This is a genomic window from Nitrogeniibacter mangrovi, from assembly GCF_010983895.1.
In the GTDB taxonomy this organism is placed as follows: domain Bacteria; phylum Pseudomonadota; class Gammaproteobacteria; order Burkholderiales; family Rhodocyclaceae; genus Nitrogeniibacter; species Nitrogeniibacter mangrovi.
The window spans coordinates 1,888,230-1,907,146 of record NZ_CP048836.1; the positions used below are offsets into that span (position 1 = coordinate 1,888,230).

The 18,917-nt window shown below is 65.9% G+C and carries 14 protein-coding genes; 10 read left to right on the forward strand and 4 right to left on the reverse strand.

The features are described from left to right. The first annotated feature begins 47 nt into the window (after window positions 1-47). The 3 genes from G3580_RS08650 to G3580_RS08660 are packed head-to-tail and all read left to right on the forward strand — an operon-like array spanning window position 48 to window position 3,693. Entirely contained in the window at window positions 48-1,526 is a 1,479-nt protein-coding gene (locus G3580_RS08650) for an NADH-quinone oxidoreductase subunit M (protein WP_173764871.1), read from the forward strand. A gap of 37 nt (window positions 1,527-1,563) precedes the next feature. Further along, complete coding sequence (nuoN, locus tag G3580_RS08655) at window positions 1,564-3,057, forward strand: NADH-quinone oxidoreductase subunit NuoN (protein WP_173764872.1); 1,494 nt, start codon at window positions 1,564-1,566, stop codon at window positions 3,055-3,057. A gap of 57 nt (window positions 3,058-3,114) precedes the next feature. Continuing rightward, window positions 3,115-3,693 (forward strand): NUDIX domain-containing protein, encoded by a 579-nt coding sequence (locus G3580_RS08660; RefSeq protein WP_173764873.1) that lies wholly within the window; start codon window positions 3,115-3,117, stop codon window positions 3,691-3,693. Window positions 3,694-3,775: 82 nt separating this feature from the next. Here the strand turns inward: G3580_RS08660 and G3580_RS08665 are convergent, their stop codons facing one another. Continuing rightward, complete coding sequence (locus G3580_RS08665; RefSeq protein ID WP_173764874.1) at window positions 3,776-6,640, reverse strand: adenosylcobalamin-dependent ribonucleoside-diphosphate reductase; 2,865 nt, start codon at window positions 6,638-6,640, stop codon at window positions 3,776-3,778. Between the two features lie 367 nt (window positions 6,641-7,007). Here G3580_RS08665 and G3580_RS08670 point away from each other — a divergent pair, with 367 nt between their 5' ends. The 7 genes from G3580_RS08670 to G3580_RS08700 all read left to right on the forward strand — a co-directional run bounded on the left by G3580_RS08670 (window position 7,008) and on the right by G3580_RS08700 (window position 15,366). Continuing rightward, a complete protein-coding gene (locus tag G3580_RS08670) occupies window positions 7,008-8,300 on the forward strand; it encodes an HD-GYP domain-containing protein (RefSeq protein WP_173764875.1) in 1,293 nt (430 codons plus the stop codon). Further along, complete coding sequence (locus G3580_RS08675) at window positions 8,297-10,231, forward strand: PAS domain-containing hybrid sensor histidine kinase/response regulator (protein ID WP_173764876.1); 1,935 nt, start codon at window positions 8,297-8,299, stop codon at window positions 10,229-10,231. The genes G3580_RS08670 and G3580_RS08675 overlap by 4 nt, the downstream gene beginning before the upstream one ends. A gap of 93 nt (window positions 10,232-10,324) precedes the next feature. Beyond that, complete coding sequence (locus tag G3580_RS08680) at window positions 10,325-12,130, forward strand: NAD(P)H-dependent oxidoreductase subunit E (RefSeq protein WP_173764877.1); 1,806 nt, start codon at window positions 10,325-10,327, stop codon at window positions 12,128-12,130. Next, the gene (locus G3580_RS08685) at window positions 12,127-12,849 is read left to right on the forward strand and encodes a 2Fe-2S iron-sulfur cluster-binding protein (protein WP_173764878.1); all 723 of its coding nucleotides are present in this window, start codon (window positions 12,127-12,129) and stop codon (window positions 12,847-12,849) included. Before G3580_RS08680 ends, G3580_RS08685 begins: the two co-directional genes overlap by 4 nt. Beyond that, entirely contained in the window at window positions 12,842-13,387 is a 546-nt protein-coding gene (locus G3580_RS08690; RefSeq protein ID WP_173764879.1) for an NADH-quinone oxidoreductase subunit B family protein, read from the forward strand. Before G3580_RS08685 ends, G3580_RS08690 begins: the two co-directional genes overlap by 8 nt. Before the next feature lie 9 nt (window positions 13,388-13,396). Continuing rightward, window positions 13,397-14,863, forward strand: coding sequence for a Ni/Fe hydrogenase subunit alpha (locus G3580_RS08695; protein WP_173764880.1), 1,467 nt, complete (start codon window positions 13,397-13,399; stop codon window positions 14,861-14,863). Beyond that, the gene (locus G3580_RS08700; protein ID WP_173764881.1) at window positions 14,860-15,366 is read left to right on the forward strand and encodes a hydrogenase maturation protease; all 507 of its coding nucleotides are present in this window, start codon (window positions 14,860-14,862) and stop codon (window positions 15,364-15,366) included. Before G3580_RS08695 ends, G3580_RS08700 begins: the two co-directional genes overlap by 4 nt. Here the strand turns inward: G3580_RS08700 and G3580_RS08705 are convergent. The 3 genes from G3580_RS08705 to G3580_RS08715 all read right to left on the reverse strand — a co-directional run bounded on the left by G3580_RS08705 (window position 15,356) and on the right by G3580_RS08715 (window position 18,802). Next, the gene (locus G3580_RS08705) at window positions 15,356-16,210 is read right to left on the reverse strand and encodes an HDOD domain-containing protein (protein ID WP_173764882.1); all 855 of its coding nucleotides are present in this window, start codon (window positions 16,208-16,210) and stop codon (window positions 15,356-15,358) included. The genes G3580_RS08700 and G3580_RS08705 overlap by 11 nt on opposite strands. Window positions 16,211-16,285: 75 nt before the next feature. Further along, window positions 16,286-17,233: a cation diffusion facilitator family transporter gene (locus G3580_RS08710; RefSeq protein WP_173764883.1), complete on the reverse strand. Its 948-nt coding sequence runs from the start codon at window positions 17,231-17,233 to the stop codon at window positions 16,286-16,288. 69 nt (window positions 17,234-17,302) lie between these two features. Further along, on the reverse strand, window positions 17,303-18,802 hold the full coding sequence (locus G3580_RS08715; protein ID WP_173764884.1) for a hypothetical protein: 1,500 nt from the start codon (window positions 18,800-18,802) through the stop codon (window positions 17,303-17,305). Between the last annotated feature and the right edge of the window lie 115 nt (window positions 18,803-18,917).

The window sequence follows — 18,917 nt, forward strand, 5'->3', positions numbered from 1 at the left end:
AACAAGAATCAAACGCGCCTGACGGGCGCCATGAACGGATAGTAGCGATGACGGGTATGCCTTTCCTCAGCCTCGCGATTTGGGTGCCGATCATCGGTGGCCTGCTGGTGCTCGCCACCGGTTCCGATCGCAACGCGCCCATGGCGCGCTCCCTGGCCCTGCTGACTTCGGTGGTCGGGTTCCTCGTCACGATTCCGCTCTATACCGGTTTCGACACGGCGACCTCGCAGATGCAGTTCGTCGAGCTGGCCAGCTGGATTCCGGCCTTCAACGTGAACTACTACCTCGGGGTCGACGGCCTGTCGGTGCTGTTCGTGCTGCTCAACAGCTTCATCACCATCATGGTGGTGATTGCCGGTTGGGAAGTGATCCAGAGCAAGGTGAGCCAGTACATGGCCGCCTTCCTGATCATGTCCGGCCTCATGAACGGGATCTTCTCGGCGCTCGACGGGGTGCTGTTCTACGTGTTCTTCGAGGCCTCGCTGATTCCGCTCTACCTGGTGATCGGCGTGTGGGGCGGCCCGAACCGGGTCTACGCCGCGTTCAAGTTCTTCCTCTACACGCTGGCCGGCTCCCTGCTGATGCTGGTCTCGCTGCTGTACCTGTTCATGCAGAGCGGCAGCTTCAACATTCTCGAATGGCACGATCTGCGCATCGGCATGACGGCGCAGACCATGATCTTCTGGGCCTTCCTGGTGGCGTTCGCGGTGAAGGTGCCCATGTGGCCGGTGCACACCTGGCTGCCCGATGCCCACGTGGAGGCGCCCACCGGCGGTTCCGTGGTGCTGGCGGCGATCGCGCTGAAGCTGGGGGCCTACGGTTTCCTGCGTTTCACCCTGCCGATCGTCCCCGATGCCGCGCACGCCATGGCGCCGATGATGATCACGCTGTCGCTGATCGCGGTGGTGTACATCGGCTTCGTGGCGCTGGTCCAGGCTGACATGAAGAAGCTTGTGGCCTATTCGTCGATCGCGCACATGGGCTTCGTCACCCTGGGCTTCTTCATCTTCAACCCGCTGGGTATCGAAGGTGCCCTGGTGCAGATGATCTCCCACGGCTTCGTGTCCGGCGCCATGTTCCTGTGCATCGGCGTGCTCTACGATCGCATGCACTCGCGCCAGATCGCCGACTACGGCGGTGTGGTCAACACCATGCCCAAGTTCGCCGCGTTCTTCATGCTGTTCGCCATGGCCAATGCCGGCTTGCCGGGCACCAGCGGTTTCGTCGGCGAATTCATGGTCGCGCTCGGGTCGGTGCAGTACAACTTCTGGGTGGCATTCGTCGCCGCCACGACCCTGATCGTCGGTGCCGCCTACACCCTGTGGATGTACAAACGCGTCGTTTTCGGGGCCGTGGCCAACGATAATGTCGCGAAGCTTCAAGATATCAACACGCGCGAGTTCGCCTTCCTGGCCATCCTCGCGGCCTGCACGCTGATCATGGGTATCTATCCGCTGCCGGTCACCGAGGTGATGCACGCCTCGGTCAACGATCTGCTGCAACACGTCGCGACGAGCAAGCTCTGAGCGCCACGCTGAATACGATGATGGGATTGGTCTGACGATGAACTTTGTAGTCCCCGATTTTGCCCCCGCCGCCACCGAGCTGTTCGTGGCCGGGATGTCGCTCGTCATCCTGCTGTTGACGGTGTTTGCCCGCGAGACGGCGCGCAATGTCGGCTATGTGCTGACCCAGCTGACGCTGATCGTCGCGGCCCTGATCACCATCTTCACCATGGACGGTCAGGTCCACACCACGTTCAGCGACATGTACGTGGATGACCTGTTCGGCGACGTGCTCAAGGTGCTGATCTGTTTCGCCGTGATCACGGCGCTCATCTACGGCCGTGGCTACGCTGCCGATCGCAACTTCGACAAGCCGGAATATCATCTGCTCGCGCTGTTCGCCGCGCTGGGCATGATGGTGATGGTGTCCTCCAACCACTTCCTGCCGATGTACGTCGGTCTGGAAATGCTGTCGCTGTCGCTCTACGCCATGGTCGCGCTGGACCGCGACTCGGCGCGCAGCACCGAAGCGGCGATGAAGTACTTCGTGCTCGGCGCGCTGGCCTCGGGGATGCTGCTGTACGGCATGTCGATGATCTACGGCGCGACCGGCAACCTGTCGCTCGGCGGCATCAGCCAGGCCATTTACAACCAGGCAGCGGCCTACGACGGCGTGTCGAGCAAGACCGTGCTGACCTTCGGCCTGGTGTTCATCGTCGCCGGCCTGGCCTTCAAGTTCGGTGTCGTGCCCTTCCACATGTGGGTGCCCGACGTCTATCACGGCGCGCCCACCTCGGTGACGCTGATGATCGGTACCGCGCCCAAGCTGGCGGCCTTCGCGATGGCGATCCGCCTGCTCGTCGGCGGCATGCTCGATCTGGCCGAACACTGGCAGACCATGCTCATGATCATGGCGATTGCCTCGCTGGTGCTCGGAAACGTGGCGGCCATCGCGCAGAGCAACCTCAAGCGCATGCTCGCGTACTCGGGTATCTCGCACATGGGTTTCGTGCTGCTCGGCCTGCTCTCCGGCGTCGTCGACGGCAATCAGGATCTGATCCTGCCGGCCTACAGCGCCGCCATGTTCTACGCCATCTCCTACGTGATCATGTCGCTGGCGTCCTTCGGCGTCATCATCCTGCTCTCCCGGGCCGGTTTTGAAGCCGAGGAGATCGACGATCTCAAGGGTCTGAACAAGCGCAGTTCCTGGTTCGCCGCGATGATGCTGATCGTCATGTTCTCGATGGCCGGCATCCCGTTCTTCGTCGGTTTCTTCGCCAAGATGGCGATCCTGCAGTCGCTGATCGCCGCCGACATGGTGTGGCTGGCGGTGGTGGCGGTGATGATGTCGCTGATCGGCGCGTTCTACTATCTGCGGGTGGTCAAGGTCATGTACTTCGACGAACCGGTCGATACCATGCCGATTCACTCGGCGCCGGACGTGCGTGTGCTGCTGTCGGTCAACTGCCTGGCCATCGCGGTGCTCGGTCTGCTGCCCCAGCAACTGATCGAGATGTGCCAACAGGCCCTGGTGCTGAGCCTGCCGCTGTAACCCCGGGCCGATACAATGAACGCCGTGTGACCGAAAGGTCCCACGGCGTTTTTGTTCATGGATACAACACAGGAGCCAGTGCGCGTGCTCAAGGTCAATCAGGATGCTCTCACCGAAACCGAACTGGAGACCGAACAGGTCTATGACGGGGTGCTGCTCAAGGTGCATCGTGATCGCGTGAGGCTGCCCGACGGCAAGCACGGCGTGCGCGAATACATCGCCCATCCCGGGGCGGTGGCCATCATCGCCGAGTTGCCGGACGGCCGGCTGATCTTCGAGCGCCAGTTTCGCTATCCCTTGCGCCGGGCGTTTCTGGAGATCCCGGCCGGCAAGATCGATCCGGGCGAAGACATCGAGGCCTGCGCGCGGCGGGAGCTGCGCGAGGAGACCGGCTACGAGGCGGCCGTTTGGGAACATGTCGGCGTGATGCATCCGTGCATCGGCTACTCCGACGAGCGCATCGAGGTGTTCATCGCCCGCGATCTGACCCACGTGGGGCACGCCTGGGACGAGGGAGAATTCCTCGAGATCCTGTCCCTGAGCCGGGACGAGATTCAGGCCGCGGTGGCTTCGGGCGAGCTGACCGACGCAAAGACCTTGTCGGCGCTGTTCATGGCAATGGGACGTCTCGTCTAGGCGTCGCGGCCGGCGCGCCGCTGCCGGAAAAGAAAAAGCCCGTGGCTTTTGCCACGGGCTTTCTTGTGGGCGTATGCCGCGATCAGCCGCAGGTGCCGACCGCACCGCAGGCGGTGCAGAAATCGCAGCCATCCTTGCGGATCATGGAGTAGTTGCCGCACTCCGGGCACAGGGAGCCCTGCATGAGCTTGGGCTCGTTGTCGTCGCGCGGGGCTTCCAGAATGCCCATCTCCTGAACCGGGTAGCCTTTCTCGTCCAGCACGCCGAGCATCGCGTAGCGGTGGATGATCAGCTGGGCCAGATAGGCCACGGTGGAGGGGTAGTTCTGCTGCTTGCGCGAGCCCGGCACGAAGGCCATGAAATCGCCCAGCGGCTCGGGATAGTCCACCAGTTTGCGCAGTTTCATGCCGATCCAGGCCGGGTCCATGACACGCATGTCGAGGGACAGGATGCGGGCCAGGCCGTCCAGGGCCCGCGGGTAGTTGCCCGACAGCCACATGGAGTAGGGGCGGGTGACGCCGTCGGGCAGGGTGATCTCCTTGATGCCGAGCACGAAATCTTCGCCGGTGGCCGGGTTGTTGATATCCACCGTCCACGACAGGGTGCCGTCGGTGCCGGTCTTGGGCTCCTGCAGGCTGAACAGGGAGTCGAGCACCGGGGTCGGGCCTTCCACCGCCAGCGCACCGAGCTTGTCGCAGCGATAGCTGACTACCTGGGCGAAGGCGGACACCGCGCCCGGCATCAGCTTCTGCTCGCCGTGGGGCGGCATGGCCATTTCGAAGGACTTCTCGCCGATGGTGCGGGAGAGGGTCTCGAGCTTGAGCTTGAGCCAGCCGCGGTCGTTGGCGCGCATGTCCATGGACAGGGTCTTGGCGACCGCGCCCAGGCCACGCGGCTGATCGGCGCCGTTGACCCAGACTTCGAACGGGAAGGCGCCCTGGCCGTTGTTTTCCATGTGGCCCACGAACAGCGCGAATTCGCCCTGTGGGGTGGACAGCATGTAGGTCCAGGCAGCGTTGCCGTCCGGGCACTCGGGGCGACCGGGCCAGCGCAGGGAGGCGAGCACCGGGGCGGGCAGGCTCTTGATCGACAGGCGCTTGTTGGCGTCGGTGATTTCCACGTCCTGCGGCGACTTGTTCTCGCTGCTGGAAGAGACCGACAGCACCGAACCGAGCACGGAGTTCGGACGATACGTCGCCAGGCCCTTGAGGCCGGCTTTCCAGGCGGTGAGGTACAGATCCTCGAAGTCGGCGTACGGGTAGTCGGCCGGCACGTTCACCGTCTTGGAGATGGAGGTGTCGATGTAGGGCGCGACGGCGGCCACCATGTCCTTGTGCGCCTGCGCGGAGATCTCCAGCGCGGTCACGAAGGACTCGGGCAGCTTGTCCACATTGCCGCCCATGTGACGGTACAGGCGCCAGGCGTAGTCCTCGACGGCGTATTCCTTGAAGGTGCCGTCGCCCATGCGCTTGCGGCGGGTGTAGGTGTAGGAGAAGGGCGGCTCGATGCCGTTGGAGGCATTGTCGGCAAAGGCCAGCGAGATGGTGCCGGTGGGCGCGATCGACAGCAGGTGCGAGTTGCGGATGCCGTGCTTGCGGATCTCATCCTTCACCTTGGCGGGCAGGCGCGAGGCGAAGTTGCCGCCGGACAGGTACATGTCGGCGTTGAACAGGGTGAAGGCGCCACGCTCCTTGGCCAGCTCGACGGAGGCGAGATAGGCCTGGTCGCGCATGAATTCGGAGATCTTGGTGGCGATGTCACGGGCGCGTTTGGTGTCGTAGCGCAGGCCGAGCATGGCCAGGGCATTGCCCAGGCCGGTGAAGCCGAGGCCGACGCGGCGCTTGGACTGGGCTTCCTCGTGCTGTTGTTGGAGCGGCCAGTGGGTGGCCTCGAGCACGTTGTCGAGCATGCGGGTGGACACCGCGACGACCTTGCCGAAGGCCTCGTAGTCGAACGCGGCCTTGTCGCCGAACGGATCGCGCACGAACGGCGTCAGGTTGATCGAGCCCAGGCAGCAGCAGCCGTAGGGCGGCAGGGGCTGCTCGGCGCAGGGGTTGGTGGCCTCGATGGTCTCGCAGTAATACAGGTTGTTGTCGCGATTGATGCGGTCGAGGAACAGGATGCCCGGCTCGGCGTGGTCGTAGGTGGATTTCATCACCTGATCCCACAGGTCGCGTGCGCGGACCTTGCGGTACACCCACTGGCCGTCATCGCGCTGGTAGGAGCCGGCTGCCTTCAGCTCGTCGGTCGGTTCCGACTTGTGGGCCAGTTCCACCTCGGTGTCGGATTCGACGGCCTTCATGAATGCGTCGGTGACGCCGACCGAGATGTTGAAGTTGGTCAGATCCCCCTCATCCTTGGCGTGGATGAATTCCTCGATGTCGGGATGATCGCAGCGCAGCACGCCCATCTGGGCACCACGACGGGCGCCGGCGGATTCGACGGTCTCGCAGGAGCGGTCGAACACGCGCATGTAGGAGACCGGGCCGGAGGCGTTGGACTGGGTGCCCTTGACCAGCGCCCCTTTGGGTCGAATGCTGGAAAAATCGTAGCCGACACCGCCGCCGCGGCGCATGGTTTCAGCGGCCTGGGCCAGGGCGGTGTAGATACCCGGGCGACCGTCGATGGATTCGGTGACCGAATCACCGACCGGCTGCACGAAGCAGTTGATGAGCGTGGCGGCCAGCTTGGTGCCGGCGGCCGAGTTGATACGGCCGGCCGGGATGAAGCCGTTGACCTGGGCTTCGTAGAACTTGGCTTCCCAGTGGGCGCGCTTGTCGTCCGGCTCGACGGCGGCCAGGGCGTGCGCGACACGACGGCGCACGGCCTCGACGCTGTTCTCTTCGCCCTTGGCATATTTTTCGATCAGAACCTCGCCGGAAATTTCCTGGGCTTCCAGCGTGCTGGCATCAGCAGCTTGCGTCGGTGTCTGGGCGGTCTTGGTCATCGTGGTGTCTCATCCCTCGGTGCGTGTTTGGTGACATCGGTGAACTTCGCTAAGCATAGCGCCAACAAAGGGTAAAAGCAAAAAATATAAAAACGAATGAAAACAAATAGATGGCGATTTGTGTTGTGTTGTCAAACAATTTTTGCCTACTAGATGTAGTAGCAGGTTGGTGGCGCTTCCTATCGTCAAAAACCCGGAGAATCAGGGGCTTGGGGCGCCTTTTTGAGGCCGTGCGACAAATGTCGCACCCGGTGGCCGGTGTACCCGATGACAGGTGACTGAATGGGTGCGGGCGACTCAAGCTCGTCCGGTCCGACGCCGTAATAGGAAGACGCCTCGAATCCTGCCGCACCCCCGATTCTTTCCGATGACCGCCACCGCCAATTCGCGTTACGTCACCCCCGACCAGCTACGCACCGGAATGTACGTCTGCCTCGACCTGCCATGGTTCCGGCATCCGTTCACCTTCTCGAACTTCAAGATCGCCAATCAGGGGCAGATCAAGGAGATACGCGGCCTCGGACTGAGCCGTGTCCGCGTCGATCCCGGCCAGTCGGACGAGGGGGTGCTCGATGAGCTGGACGGGGGCGACGGGTTGGCGCCCGAGGTGTCCGAGGTCGAGGTGGATATACCCACGCCGACCGAAGTGCCGCCCGAAATCTCCGCGCGGATGGCCCGGCAGAGTGAACGCCGACAACGGGTATCCGAGGTCGAGCGGGCCTTCCTCAAGGCGGCCGGCGTGATGCGCAATGTCCACCAGAACCTGTTTGCCTCACCCAAGGTGTGTCTCGAGGAGGTCGGCGCGCTGGTTGGCGAAATGGTGTCGGCTTTCCTGCGCGCGCCCGACAGCACCTTGCACGTGATGAGCGAAAAGGCCGGCGGCGAGGACGCCTACTACCATGGGCTGAACACCTCCGTGCTGTGCATGATGCTGGCCAAGGATCTGGGGCTGACGGTCGATGAGGGACAGACGCTGGGGGTGGCCGCGATGCTCCACGACCTCGGTCATGTGGACATTCCCGACAAGGTGCTCAGGAAACGCGAGGCGCTTACGCGTGCCGAGCAGGAGCTGCGCAACATGCACTGTGAATACGGTGTGCGGCGGGGGCAGCAGATCGGTTTGTCCGTGGCCGCCCTGCGGGTGATCGCCCAGCACCATGAGTGCGCCGACGGTTCGGGATTCCCCAAGCGCCTGAAGGGCGACGAGATCGATCCGCTCGCGCGCATCGTGGCCCTCGTCAATCATTACGACAATCTGTGCAATCCGGTCGACCTGACCCGGGCGTTGACCCCGCACGAGGCGCTGTCGCTGATGTTCGCGCAGCGGCGGCAGAAATTCGACGCGCGGGCCCTGCAACTGCTCGTGCGTCGGCTCGGTGTCTACCCGCCGGGTTCCATCGTCGTGCTGTCCAACGATGCGATCGCCATGGTCACCTCGGTCAACTCCCGTGCGCCGCTGCGTCCGTGGGTCGTGGTGCACGACCCCGCGGTGCCCAAGGACGAGGCCTTGTCGCTCGACCTGGAGCATGAGCCGGAGGTCAACATCTGCAAGGCATTGCGGCCCGTGCAACTGCCCACGGCGGTGTATGACTATCTGAGCCCGCGCAAGCGCGTCACCTACTTCTTCGATGCCGAACCCGGCGACGGGAGCCGTCCATGACGCGCTTGGCGCGGGATCTCGATCGCATGCTCGCCTGTTCACGCGAGCTGCTGATGCTGGTCGACGCCCGCGACCTGTGTATCCGCGAAGCCAACCAGGCGGCGAGCAGCCTCCTGGGATACGACCATGATGCGCTCGTCGGCCGCTCGATCACCGAGCTCGAGTGTGCCCTGACCGATGTCTTCTTTTGGGAAGAGGTGCGCGCCGGGCGCGGTGGGGAACTCAGCGACGCGGAGGGGATGTATCTGCGTGCCGACGGTTCCATGCTGCCGGTGCGCAAATGGGTGCGGCGCTTCGATGAGGTGCTGGTCATCCGTGCCGAGGACGACAGCGAGCGCAAGGAGACGGAGGAGGCGCTGGCGCACCTGACCTCGCGGCTGCGGGCGACGCTCGAGGCCACGGCGGACGGCATCCTCATGCTCGACCACACCGGCGCGATCGCCGGCATGAACCGACGCTTCGCCGCTCTGTGGGGGTGCCCCGAGTCGGAACTGATGGCGGGCGACGATCGTCGTCTGCTGGCCTGGGTGGCGGCGCGCGTGGTGGGCGATGGTCAGAGCCGGCTGGTGTCGTTGCTGGGCGATTCGAGTGCTGACGGCGAGACCTTCGACACCTTCGAGCTCGACGACGGGCGCAGTTTCGAATGCAAGTCGGGGCCCGCGCGGCACGCCGACCAGATCATCGGCCGGGTGTATTGCTTTACCGACGTGACCGAGCGCCTCCGCTCGGAGCAGGAGCTGATCACCGCACGTGATGCGGCCGAGGCCGCCAACCGGGCCAAGAGCGATTTTCTCGCGATGATGTCGCACGAAATCCGCACCCCCATGAACGGGGTGATCGGCATGGCGGCGCTGCTCGAGTCGACACCGCTGGATGCGGAGCAAGTGAGCTATTGCGAGACCATCCGCAGCAGCGGCGAGGCCTTGCTGTCGATCATCAACGACATTCTCGACTACTCCAAGATCGAGGCGAAGAAGATGGCACTCGAGGCGGTGCCGTTCAATTTCTCCAGCCTCATGGACAACCTCTCGTGCCTCTTTGCGGCGCGCGTCAAGGAAACCGGTGTCCGCTTCAACTATACCGTCGATCCCGCCATTCCCGGTTCGCTGGTGGGCGACGCCGGACGCCTGCGCCAGATCCTGATCAATCTGGTCGGCAACGCCTTCAAGTTCACCCCGCGTGGCGAGGTCAACGTCCTGGCGCGCCTGGCGCCCCCCGCCGAGGGCGATGGCGAGGATGATGTCCGCCTCGAGGTGTCGGTGCGCGATACCGGTATCGGCATCGAGCCCGAGCCACTGGCGCGCATCTTCGCGCCCTTCGAGCAGGCCGACATGTCCACCACGCGCCGCTACGGCGGCACCGGCCTGGGGCTGTCCATCTGCCGCATGCTGACCGAGCTCATGGATGGCCGGATCGGGGTCGAGAGCACCCCGGGTCAGGGCTCTCACTTCTGGTTTCGAATCCGCCTGGCCCGGGACCGTGCGGCAGCCGCCGAGGCGCCACGGCTGGACGAGCGCGATCGTCCGCTCCTGCGCCAGGGCACCCGGGTGCTGCTGGTCGAGGACAACGCGGTCAATCGCAAGGTGATGAGCAAGTTCATGGAGCGCCTGGGGGTGCCGGATCTGGTCTGCGCCGCCGACGGTCTGGCCGCACTCGAGGCCTGTGCCGCCGAACGTTTCGAGTTGATCTTCATGGATACCCACATGCCCGCCATGGATGGGCTGGAGACCGCGCGCCGGTTGCGCGCCGCCGGGGTGCGCTCGCGCATTATCGGCGTGAGCGCCGATGTGCTCGACGAGGACCGCCTGGCCGCGCTGCGTGCCGGCATGGACGACTATCTGTGCAAACCGATATCCCTGTCGTCGCTGGTGGAGGCGATCGAGCGGTGGCGCGCCAGCCATGTCGGCGCGGGGCGCGGGGTGCGTGCATGACGGTTCTGTTGCCTCGCAACATGGTTTGAGCGAGGTCAACCCGGGCAGGGTGCCGACGCTCCTAGAATGAGGGCGTCATTCAGGAGGCAGATCATGGTCGATCCCGCCCGTCTCGCCCGCGTCGAGCGCATCATCGAAGCACACGGCCGGCGTCCCGAGGCGTTGCTGCAGATGCTCGTGGACATCCAGGCGCAGGAAAACTGGTTGCCGCCGGAGGTCCTCACCGCACTGTCGAAGCGTCTTGGCATGGCGCGGGCGCGCATCGACGGGGTGGCCGGGTTCTACAGCTTTCTCCACACCGAGCCGGTCGGGCGCTACCGCATCCTGTTCTCCGACAACATCATCGACCGGATGCTCGGCAGCGAGGCGCTCATGGCGCTCATGTGTCGCAAGCTCATCATTGCGCCCGGGCGCGTCTCGGAGGATGGGCTGGTCAGCGTCGATACCACCTCGTGTACCGGCATGGGCGATCAGGGGCCGGCGATCCTGGTCAACGGCCATGCCATCGCCCATCTCGATCACCAGCGCGTCAACGAGATCTGCGAACTGGTACGCCAGCAGCGCCCGCTCGACGCCTGGCCATCGCAGTATTTCCAGGTGCACGACAACATCCGCCGTCGCGATGCGCTGCTCGACGCGGATTTCGCCCCCGGTGACGCTATCCTGGCGGCCGTCTCCATGGGGCGCACCGGCTGGCTCGAGGCGGTGCGCAAGGCCAATCTGCGCGGGCATGGCGGTGCCGGCTTCACCACGGCGGTGAAGTGGCAGGCCTGCCGCGATGCGGCCGGAGCCGACAAGGTGGTGGTGTGCAATGCCGACGAGGGCGAACCGGGCACCTTCAAGGACCGGGTGCTGCTGACCCGCCACGCTCACCGGGTGATCGAAGGCATGACCCTGGCGGCGTGGGCCACCGGCGCGCGCTGCGGCTTCCTCTACCTGCGCGGTGAGTATCGTCATCTGCTCGCGCCGCTGCGATCGGTGCTGGCCGATCGCCGGCAGGCGGGGTGGCTCGGTGATCGGATCGCCGGTGTGGAGGGCTTCGACTTCGACATCGACATTCATCTGGGCGCCGGGGCCTATGTGTGCGGTGAAGAGACTGCCCTGATCGAGTCGCTCGAGGGCAAGCGCGGCACGCCGCGGATCCGCCCGCCGTTTCCGGTCGAAGCCGGTTACCTGGGGCGTCCGACCGTGGTCAACAACGTCGAGACGCTGGCCAAGTGTTGCCTGATCGCCTTGCGCGGTGGCGAGGCCTTTGCCCGCACCGGCACGGCGCAGTCCACCGGCACCAAGCTGCTGTCCGTGTCCGGCGATTGCGCCCGGCCCGGGGTCTATGAATACCCGTTCGGCGTCACCGTCGCCCAGGTGCTCGACGATTGCGGTGCGAGCGACGTACAGGCGGTGCAGGTGGGCGGTGCGGCCGGCATCACCATCGCGCCGTACGAGTTCGGGCGCCGGATCGCCTTTGAGGACGTGCCCACGGCCGGTGCCTTCATGATCTTCGACTCGAGCCGCGACATGTTCGAGGTGGCACGCAACTTCGTCCACTTCTTCGCCCATGAATCCTGCGGTTTCTGTACCCCGTGCCGGGTCGGCACGACGCTGCTGTGCAAGACCCTCGACAAGCTGGCCGATGGCTATGGCAGTTCGGTCGACCTGCGTGAGATCGACGACCTGGACCGCCTGCTCAAGCAGGCCAGCCACTGCGGCCTGGGCAGTGCGGCGCCCAACCCGGTGCTCGACGGCCTGCTCAAGTTCCGGCCGGTCTACGAGCAGCGCCTCGTGCGCAAGGACTTCACGCCGGCCTTCGATCTCGACGGCGCGCTGGCCCGTGCCCGCCAGATGACCGGGCGGGACGATGCTGGCGCCCATCTGGACAATGCCATGGAGGACGACGCATGAGCGGGTCCAGTTTTCTGCTCGACGGCCAGCCCGTACCCTTCGAGGAAGGGCAGACCATCCTCGAGGCTGCAAAGGCCGCCGGCCACTACATTCCGCACCTGTGCTGGCATCCGGACTTCCCGCCGCACGGCAGTTGCAAGCTGTGTGTGGTCAAGGTCGCCGGGCGCCACGTGTCGTCCTGTGCCATGCCGGCCAAGGCCGGCTGGGAGGTCGAGAGCGACACGCCGGAGATCAATTCGGAGCGGCGCACCCTGCTGCAGATGCTGTTCGTGGAGGGCAACCACTTCTGTCCCTCGTGCGAGAAGAGCGGCAACTGCCAGCTCCAGGCCCTGGCCTACGACCTGGAGATGAACACGCCGCGCTTCGCCCAGCTGTTCCCTGACCGGCCGGTGGATGCCTCCCATCCCGACGTGCTGCTCGACTTCAATCGCTGCATCTACTGCGAGCTGTGCGTGCGCGCCTCGCGCGAGATCGATGGCAAGCACGTGTTCGCGCTCACCGGCCGCGGCATCCACAAGAAGCTGGCGGTGAACGCCGAATCGGGGCGGTTGGCGGATACCGATTTTGCCGCCGAAGACCGGGCCGCGTCGATCTGCCCGGTGGGCGTGATCCTGCCCAAGCGGGTCGGCTTCGCGGTACCGATCGGCAAGCGCACCTACGACGCGGAACCCATCCACGTGGTCGCGATGCAGGGCGAAACGGAGGGCGATCATGAGTGAAACGCGCAAGGTGCGCCTGGCCACGGTATCGCTGGCCGGCTGTTTCGGCTGTCACATGTCGTTGCTTGACATCGACGAGCACCTGTTCGAACTGGCCGGCAAGGTCGAATTCGATCGCTCGCCGCTCACCGATATCAAGCACTGCGGCCCGTGCGACGTGGGCCTGGTGGAGGGGGGGGTATGCAATGCCGAGAACGTGCACGTGCTGCGCGAGTTCCGGCGCAACTGCCGTACCCTGGTGGCCCTCGGTGCCTGTGCGGTCAACGGCGGTCTGCCCGCGCAGCGCAATCATCTCGATCTGGGCAACTGCCTGCGCGCCGTGTACGAGACCCGTCCGGGCATGGCCGCCGCGCGTGTGCCCAACGACCCCGAGCTGCCGCTACCCCTCGACAAGGTCCATCCCATCCACGAGGTGGTGCGGGTCGACTATTTCCTGCCCGGCTGTCCGCCCTCGGGCGAAGCCATCTGGGCCTTCGTCTCGGACCTGCTGGCCGGGCGTACGCCGCGTCTCGGGCATGCGCTGATGCATTTCGACTGAGGAGCGCCGATGAGCACTGATCTGGAAACCGCCGTCGACCGCACCGGGCTGCGGCGCGTGGTGATCGACCCGGTCTCCCGGGTGGAAGGGCATGGCAAGGTCACGCTGCTGCTCGACGAGGCTGGCCACGTTCATGAAGCGCGCCTGCACATCGTCGAATTCCGCGGCTTCGAGGCCTTCATCGAGGGACGCCCCTACTGGGAGGTGCCGGTCATGGTGCAGCGGCTGTGCGGCATCTGTCCGGTGAGTCATCATCTGGCGGCCGCCAAGGCACTCGATCCGGTGGTCGGCGCGCTGCAGGTGACGCCGACGGCCGACAAGATGCGCCGGCTGATGCACTACGGCCAGATCCTCCAGTCCCATGCGCTGCACTTCTTCCATCTGTCCTCGCCCGACCTGCTGTTCGGCTTCGATTCGGAGGTGGGCAAGCGCAACATCGTCGGCATCGCCGAAGCCTATCCCGAGGTGGCGCGCCAGGGCGTCGGCCTGCGCCGTTTCGGCCAGCAGATCATCAAGGCCACGGCGGGCAAGCGCATTCACGGTACCGCCGCGGTGCCCGGTGGTATCAACCATCACCTGGCGCCCGAGGATCGCGACGCCCTGAGCGCCGAGGCGGACGCGATGGTCGCCTGGGCGCAGGCGGCGGTGCATCTGGTGCGCCGCCTGCACGAGGCGGATCCGTCGCTTTACGACCGCTTCGGGCGCTTCGAGTCGTCCCTGCTGAGTCTGGTGCGCGCCGACGGCGCCATGGACCTGTACGACGGCCAGCTGCGCCTGCGTGACGCGGCCGGCACGATCCTGCGCGACGGGGTGGCGGTGGACGACTACATGGACTTCATTACCGAGTCGGTGAAGCCATGGAGCTACATGAAGTTTCCCTACGTGACCGACATGGGCGCCGCGGCGGGCTGGTACAAGGTGGGGCCACTGGCACGGGTGCAGAACTGCGACTTCATCCCCTCACCGCTGGCCGAAGCCGAGCGCCGGGCCTTTGCCGATTACGCGAGCGGCACGATCCAGCACGCCCCGCTGGCCTATCACTGGGCGCGCATGATCGAAATGCTCCATGCGGCCGAGGTGATCCGCGATCTGCTGGCCGACCCCGATCTGGTGCGTGGCGAGCGCATGGCGGGCGGGGTGCGGCGCACGAATGGCGTCGGCGTCATCGAGGCGCCCCGTGGCACGCTCATCCACCACTACGCGGTGAACGACGACGATCTGGTCAGCTGGTGCAACCTGATCGTGTCCACCACGCACAACAATCAGGCCATGAACACCGCGGTGCGGGAGGTGGCGCGCCAGTACCTGGACGGGCACACCCTGACCGAGGGGCTGCTCAACCACATCGAGGTGGCGATCCGCGCCTTCGATCCGTGCCTGTCCTGCGCCACCCATGCACTGGGCAAGATGCCGCTGGCGCTCGAGTTGCGCGATGCCGGCGGGACGCTGGTCGATCGGGTGATGCGTCACCCATGACCCGGGTCGTGGTGCTGGCCGCCGGCAACGACGCCCGGGGTGATGACGCCATCGGGCCGCGCCTGCTTGAGAAGGTCGAGGCCCTGCGGCTGCCGCAGGTGCGCACGGTGTTCGATTTCCAGTTCCAGGTCGAGCATGCGCTGGAACTCGACGGGGCTGACCTGGCCTTGTTCATCGACGCCGATGCCACCGCTGAGTGCCCGGTGTCGCTGGTCGAACTACGCGCCGGTCGCACGCCGGCTGCGGCGACTCATGCGCTGACGCCGGCGGAAGTGCTGGGCGTTCACGCCCGGGTCGGGCGCGCACCGGCGCCGCCGGTTTTCGTGCTCGCGGTCGCCGGCGTGGGGTTCGATCTGGGCGCGGATCTTTCGCCGACCGCCCGATCGGCGCTGGGCGAAGCGGAGCGCCTGGTGGACACCTTGCTCACCACTCCCGAGCCGGCCGCCTGGCGGCAGGCGTGTGACGAGACGACGGTCACGCCGCGAGACGCGTTCAGGCGTTGACGCGGGGAAAGAACATGGCCGTCACCGCGGCGAGGTTCAGCTCGGCCTCTTCGCGGATTTCGGACAGCTGCTCGGCTTCCAGGTCCAGTTGCGGCCAGATGCCGGAGGGCACCCGCTGCGCCGCGTCCTGGCTGGCCAGGCCGAGCCGGTCGGCGTCGACGATATGGTTGGCCAGGCACAGGATCGCCGCTTCGTAGCTGTGTTCGCCGGCAAGAACGGGGTGGTACTGGCCGCCGGCGATGGGAGAGAAGTTGCGCGGCAGGCGCCAGCTCTCGAACAGGGCGCAGCACACTTCGGCGTCGCTGGCGCCGATCAGGCGCCGCTCCACCGAGTCGAGCGACTCGCCGGTTTCGTCGGCGATGCGCTGCGCGTGGGCGACGTCCTGGGGGACGGTGAGATAGAGCACCAGATGCCCCAGCGAGGCGAGCAGGCCGAGCACGAACATGCGTTCCGCGTCGAGCAGCCCGCAGCGCCGCGCGGTCACGCGTGAGGCCAGCCCGCGCAGCACACCGAGGCGCCAGAACATGCGCATGTTCATCTGCCGGGTGTCCACATCCTCGAACATTTCGCTCACCGACATGGCGAGCACCAGATCGTGGAGCTGTTGCATGCCCAGCAGCTGGACCGCGCGCATGACGTTGTCGATCTGCCCGGCGAAGCCGTACAGCGGGCTGTTGACCACCTGGAGGATGCGTCCGCTGAGCGCGGCGTCGTGCGCTACCAGGCGCGTCACCTCCGGCAGCGAGCCGTCCTCGGATTCGAGTTCGTCGCGGATCCGGGTGTAGATCGCCGGCAGCGTCTTGAGGTTGGCATTGGCGGCGACGATTTCTTGAGCGCTATACATGCTGGGAGAGACCGGTTGGCGGTATGTCCTGAAAACGGCATGGTACGCCGCGTTCTTTAGCGGTCGATCGGGTCATCACGGTGCCGAGCCCGCCTCATGGCGCGTCCACGCGCGTTTGAACACGAGCGGTTCAATCTGCGGCGACTCGGGTTGCAGCGTGCTGTGATCGATGCCGAAGTCGTGCTCGAGGATGTCCTGGACCCGGGGCAGCACCTGGTGCCAGTCTGCACCCGGGGCGATGACCAGATGCGCGGACAGGGCGGTGCGTCCGGCGCCAAGACTCCAGATATGCAGATCATGCACCGAGCCGACCCCATCCACCGCCGCGATCGCGGTGCCGACCTGCGACAGGGACAGCCGGTCGGGCACCCCGTCCAGCAAGGTGGTGAATACCTGCCGGAGCAAGGAGGCGGTGGAGGCGAGGATGAGCCCGCAGATGAGCATCGACAGCAGCGGATCGATGGGCAGCCATCCGGTCCACTGAATCACCAGGCCGGAGACCAGGGCCGCCACGGAGCCGAGCAGGTCACCGAACACATGCAGGAGCGCGGCGCGCGTGTTCAGGTCGTTGCCGCCGCGGCTCAGCAGCCAGGCGGCGAGGATGTTCACCCCGAGGCCGATGAGCGCGACGATGGTCACCGCTTCACCCGAAACCGGCTGGGGGTCGAGCAGGCGCAGCACCGCATGCCAGCAGATGGCCCCGATCACGATCAGCATGGTGATGCCGTTGATCAGCGCGGCGAGCGGCTCGAGTCGCCCCATGCCGTAGCTCAGGCGTGGACCGGGCGGGCGGCGCGAAAGCCAGGCCGCCAGGGTGGCCAGACCCAGCGCGAAACTGTCGGTGAGCATGTGGCCGGCGTCGCCGAGCAGCGCCAGCGAGCCGGCCCACCAGCCGGCAAACGCTTCGACGAAGGCGAATCCAAGGGTCAGACACAGGGCCAGCAGCAGGGTGGCGCCCCCCGCGTGGGCGCCGTGGGCGTGTCCGCCATGGGCGTGACCGTGACCGTGATCGTGTGCGTGCATGAAACCGTGTGTTCTATGACCGAAGATGCATCGTAGCGCGAGCGGGCCGCTCGCGGCTACCGCGGCGGGTCAGCTGCGACGCAGGGGCAGCAATTCGAGGCCCTGAAAACGTTCCACCGGCACCCCCGTCTTGAGCGCGAGGCGCTGGCCATGCTGGACGAGGGTGATGAGCGTGCCCGGCGGTGCATCGCCGATGCCGGCCACGAGGGCCGGGCGCCCCTTGAGCGTAGGGACCTTCGGCAGCAGCAGCACGGGAATGTCGCGTTTGCCGATCCCGAACGCGTCCGGTAGCCGGATGTTGGTGGGGATGGCCGAGGGAGCGATCACTTCGAGGCCGAGGTCGAAGTCGCTGGCACCGCGATTGACCGCGCGGCGCACGATGCACAACAGGATCGCGGCGCGCTCGCGCGGGCGCACGGCGACGATCTCGCCGACCCGAACATACTGTGCCTGGCCGCACAGGTAACGCAATCCGAAGCCGCCCGGGCTTTCGTCGAGGATGCCCCACTCGCTGATGCGATCGGACAGGGCGCCGGCGACAGTGCGGTCCGCGTCATCGGCGTGGCGGAAATCGAAACCGCCCATGAAGCCGCGGATGGCATCGAACCCCACGACCAGATCCGTCCTGGGCAGAAAGCGGGTGCGACCGTGGGCGCGCGAGCGCGGATGGGCCCAATGATCGTGAAGCGCTTCGAGCATGGTCACGTAGCGACTCTGGCGCGCCGCGATGGGCAGGCCGAGGCGGGCGGGCATGACGCCGAGGCGCAGACCGTCGATCTGGGATTGCAGGCGCGCGAGCAACTGGCGCGCATCGAGCAGCCATTGGGTGGGCTGAAGCGGGCGCCGATAGCGCGTCAGCGCCACCGGCGGATGCCCGCTGTTCGATATCACGAACAGGCCGTGGGCTTCGCGCTGCAGCTGTTCGGCTTGCTCGCCGGCCTGGAACATGCGGGTCTGTTGCACGTGACGCTGCAGGTAGAAGCGAACCCGGTCGAGGTCGCCCGGGACGATACAGGTCGGGTCGGCTGCGGCCAGCAGCAGGGCGTGCGCGTAGGTGTGTTCGATGTTGAGCAGATGGGGGGCGTTGGCAGGGGCGTCCGCGACCCCATGTTCGCGGGCCAGCGCGTGCAGGGTGTAGATCTGTTTCCAGGTCGAGGTACTGCCGATCGTATAGGCGCGATGGGCCAGTTCGAGGCGCCGCGCTGCCGCGCGGGTGCCGCGTTCGAGTGCGCTCTTGAGCTGACGGCCGGTACCCAGCTTGAACCAGCGGCGCGACATGCTGCTCGCCAGGTCAAGATAGGCGTTGGCCAGCAGTTTCAGGCCACCGAGGGTCGCCACGAGCGGATTCTGTACACGGCGCGGCAGGGGGAGAGTGGCCAGATCGAGTTGTGCCTCGATTTCGGTGCTCAGCGCCGTGAGTGCCTCGTCGAGCATGTCCACCAGCTTGAGGCGGGTGCGCAGATTGTAGGACACTGCCTCCATGCCCCTGAGCCGTTCGCCGAGCATGCGCGCACGCGTCAGCGGCAGGCGCTGGGGCAGTTTCCCGAGCCAGGCGTCGAGATCGGCCACCGGATCACGCGAACGCAGCCCGTCGTCCGGGCCAAGATGCCGCGGCGACGCCGGGAGAAGGGAGAAAATCTTGAACCGTGCCATCAGTGCGTTGGGGTGGGCGCAGGTCGCTCGC

Coding starts and splice junctions, on each gene's coding strand:
- G3580_RS08650 (WP_173764871.1), top strand. CDS start 48: ATGACGGGTATGCCTTTCCTCAGCCTCGCGATTTGGGTGCCGATCATC.
- nuoN (WP_173764872.1), top strand. CDS start 1,564: ATGAACTTTGTAGTCCCCGATTTTGCCCCCGCCGCCACCGAGCTGTTC.
- G3580_RS08660 (WP_173764873.1), top strand. CDS start 3,115: ATGGATACAACACAGGAGCCAGTGCGCGTGCTCAAGGTCAATCAGGAT.
- G3580_RS08665 (WP_173764874.1), bottom strand. CDS start 6,640: ATGACCAAGACCGCCCAGACACCGACGCAAGCTGCTGATGCCAGCACG.
- G3580_RS08670 (WP_173764875.1), top strand. CDS start 7,008: ATGACCGCCACCGCCAATTCGCGTTACGTCACCCCCGACCAGCTACGC.
- G3580_RS08675 (WP_173764876.1), top strand. CDS start 8,297: ATGACGCGCTTGGCGCGGGATCTCGATCGCATGCTCGCCTGTTCACGC.
- G3580_RS08680 (WP_173764877.1), top strand. CDS start 10,325: ATGGTCGATCCCGCCCGTCTCGCCCGCGTCGAGCGCATCATCGAAGCA.
- G3580_RS08685 (WP_173764878.1), top strand. CDS start 12,127: ATGAGCGGGTCCAGTTTTCTGCTCGACGGCCAGCCCGTACCCTTCGAG.
- G3580_RS08690 (WP_173764879.1), top strand. CDS start 12,842: ATGAGTGAAACGCGCAAGGTGCGCCTGGCCACGGTATCGCTGGCCGGC.
- G3580_RS08695 (WP_173764880.1), top strand. CDS start 13,397: ATGAGCACTGATCTGGAAACCGCCGTCGACCGCACCGGGCTGCGGCGC.
- G3580_RS08700 (WP_173764881.1), top strand. CDS start 14,860: ATGACCCGGGTCGTGGTGCTGGCCGCCGGCAACGACGCCCGGGGTGAT.
- G3580_RS08705 (WP_173764882.1), bottom strand. CDS start 16,210: ATGTATAGCGCTCAAGAAATCGTCGCCGCCAATGCCAACCTCAAGACG.
- G3580_RS08710 (WP_173764883.1), bottom strand. CDS start 17,233: ATGCACGCACACGATCACGGTCACGGTCACGCCCATGGCGGACACGCC.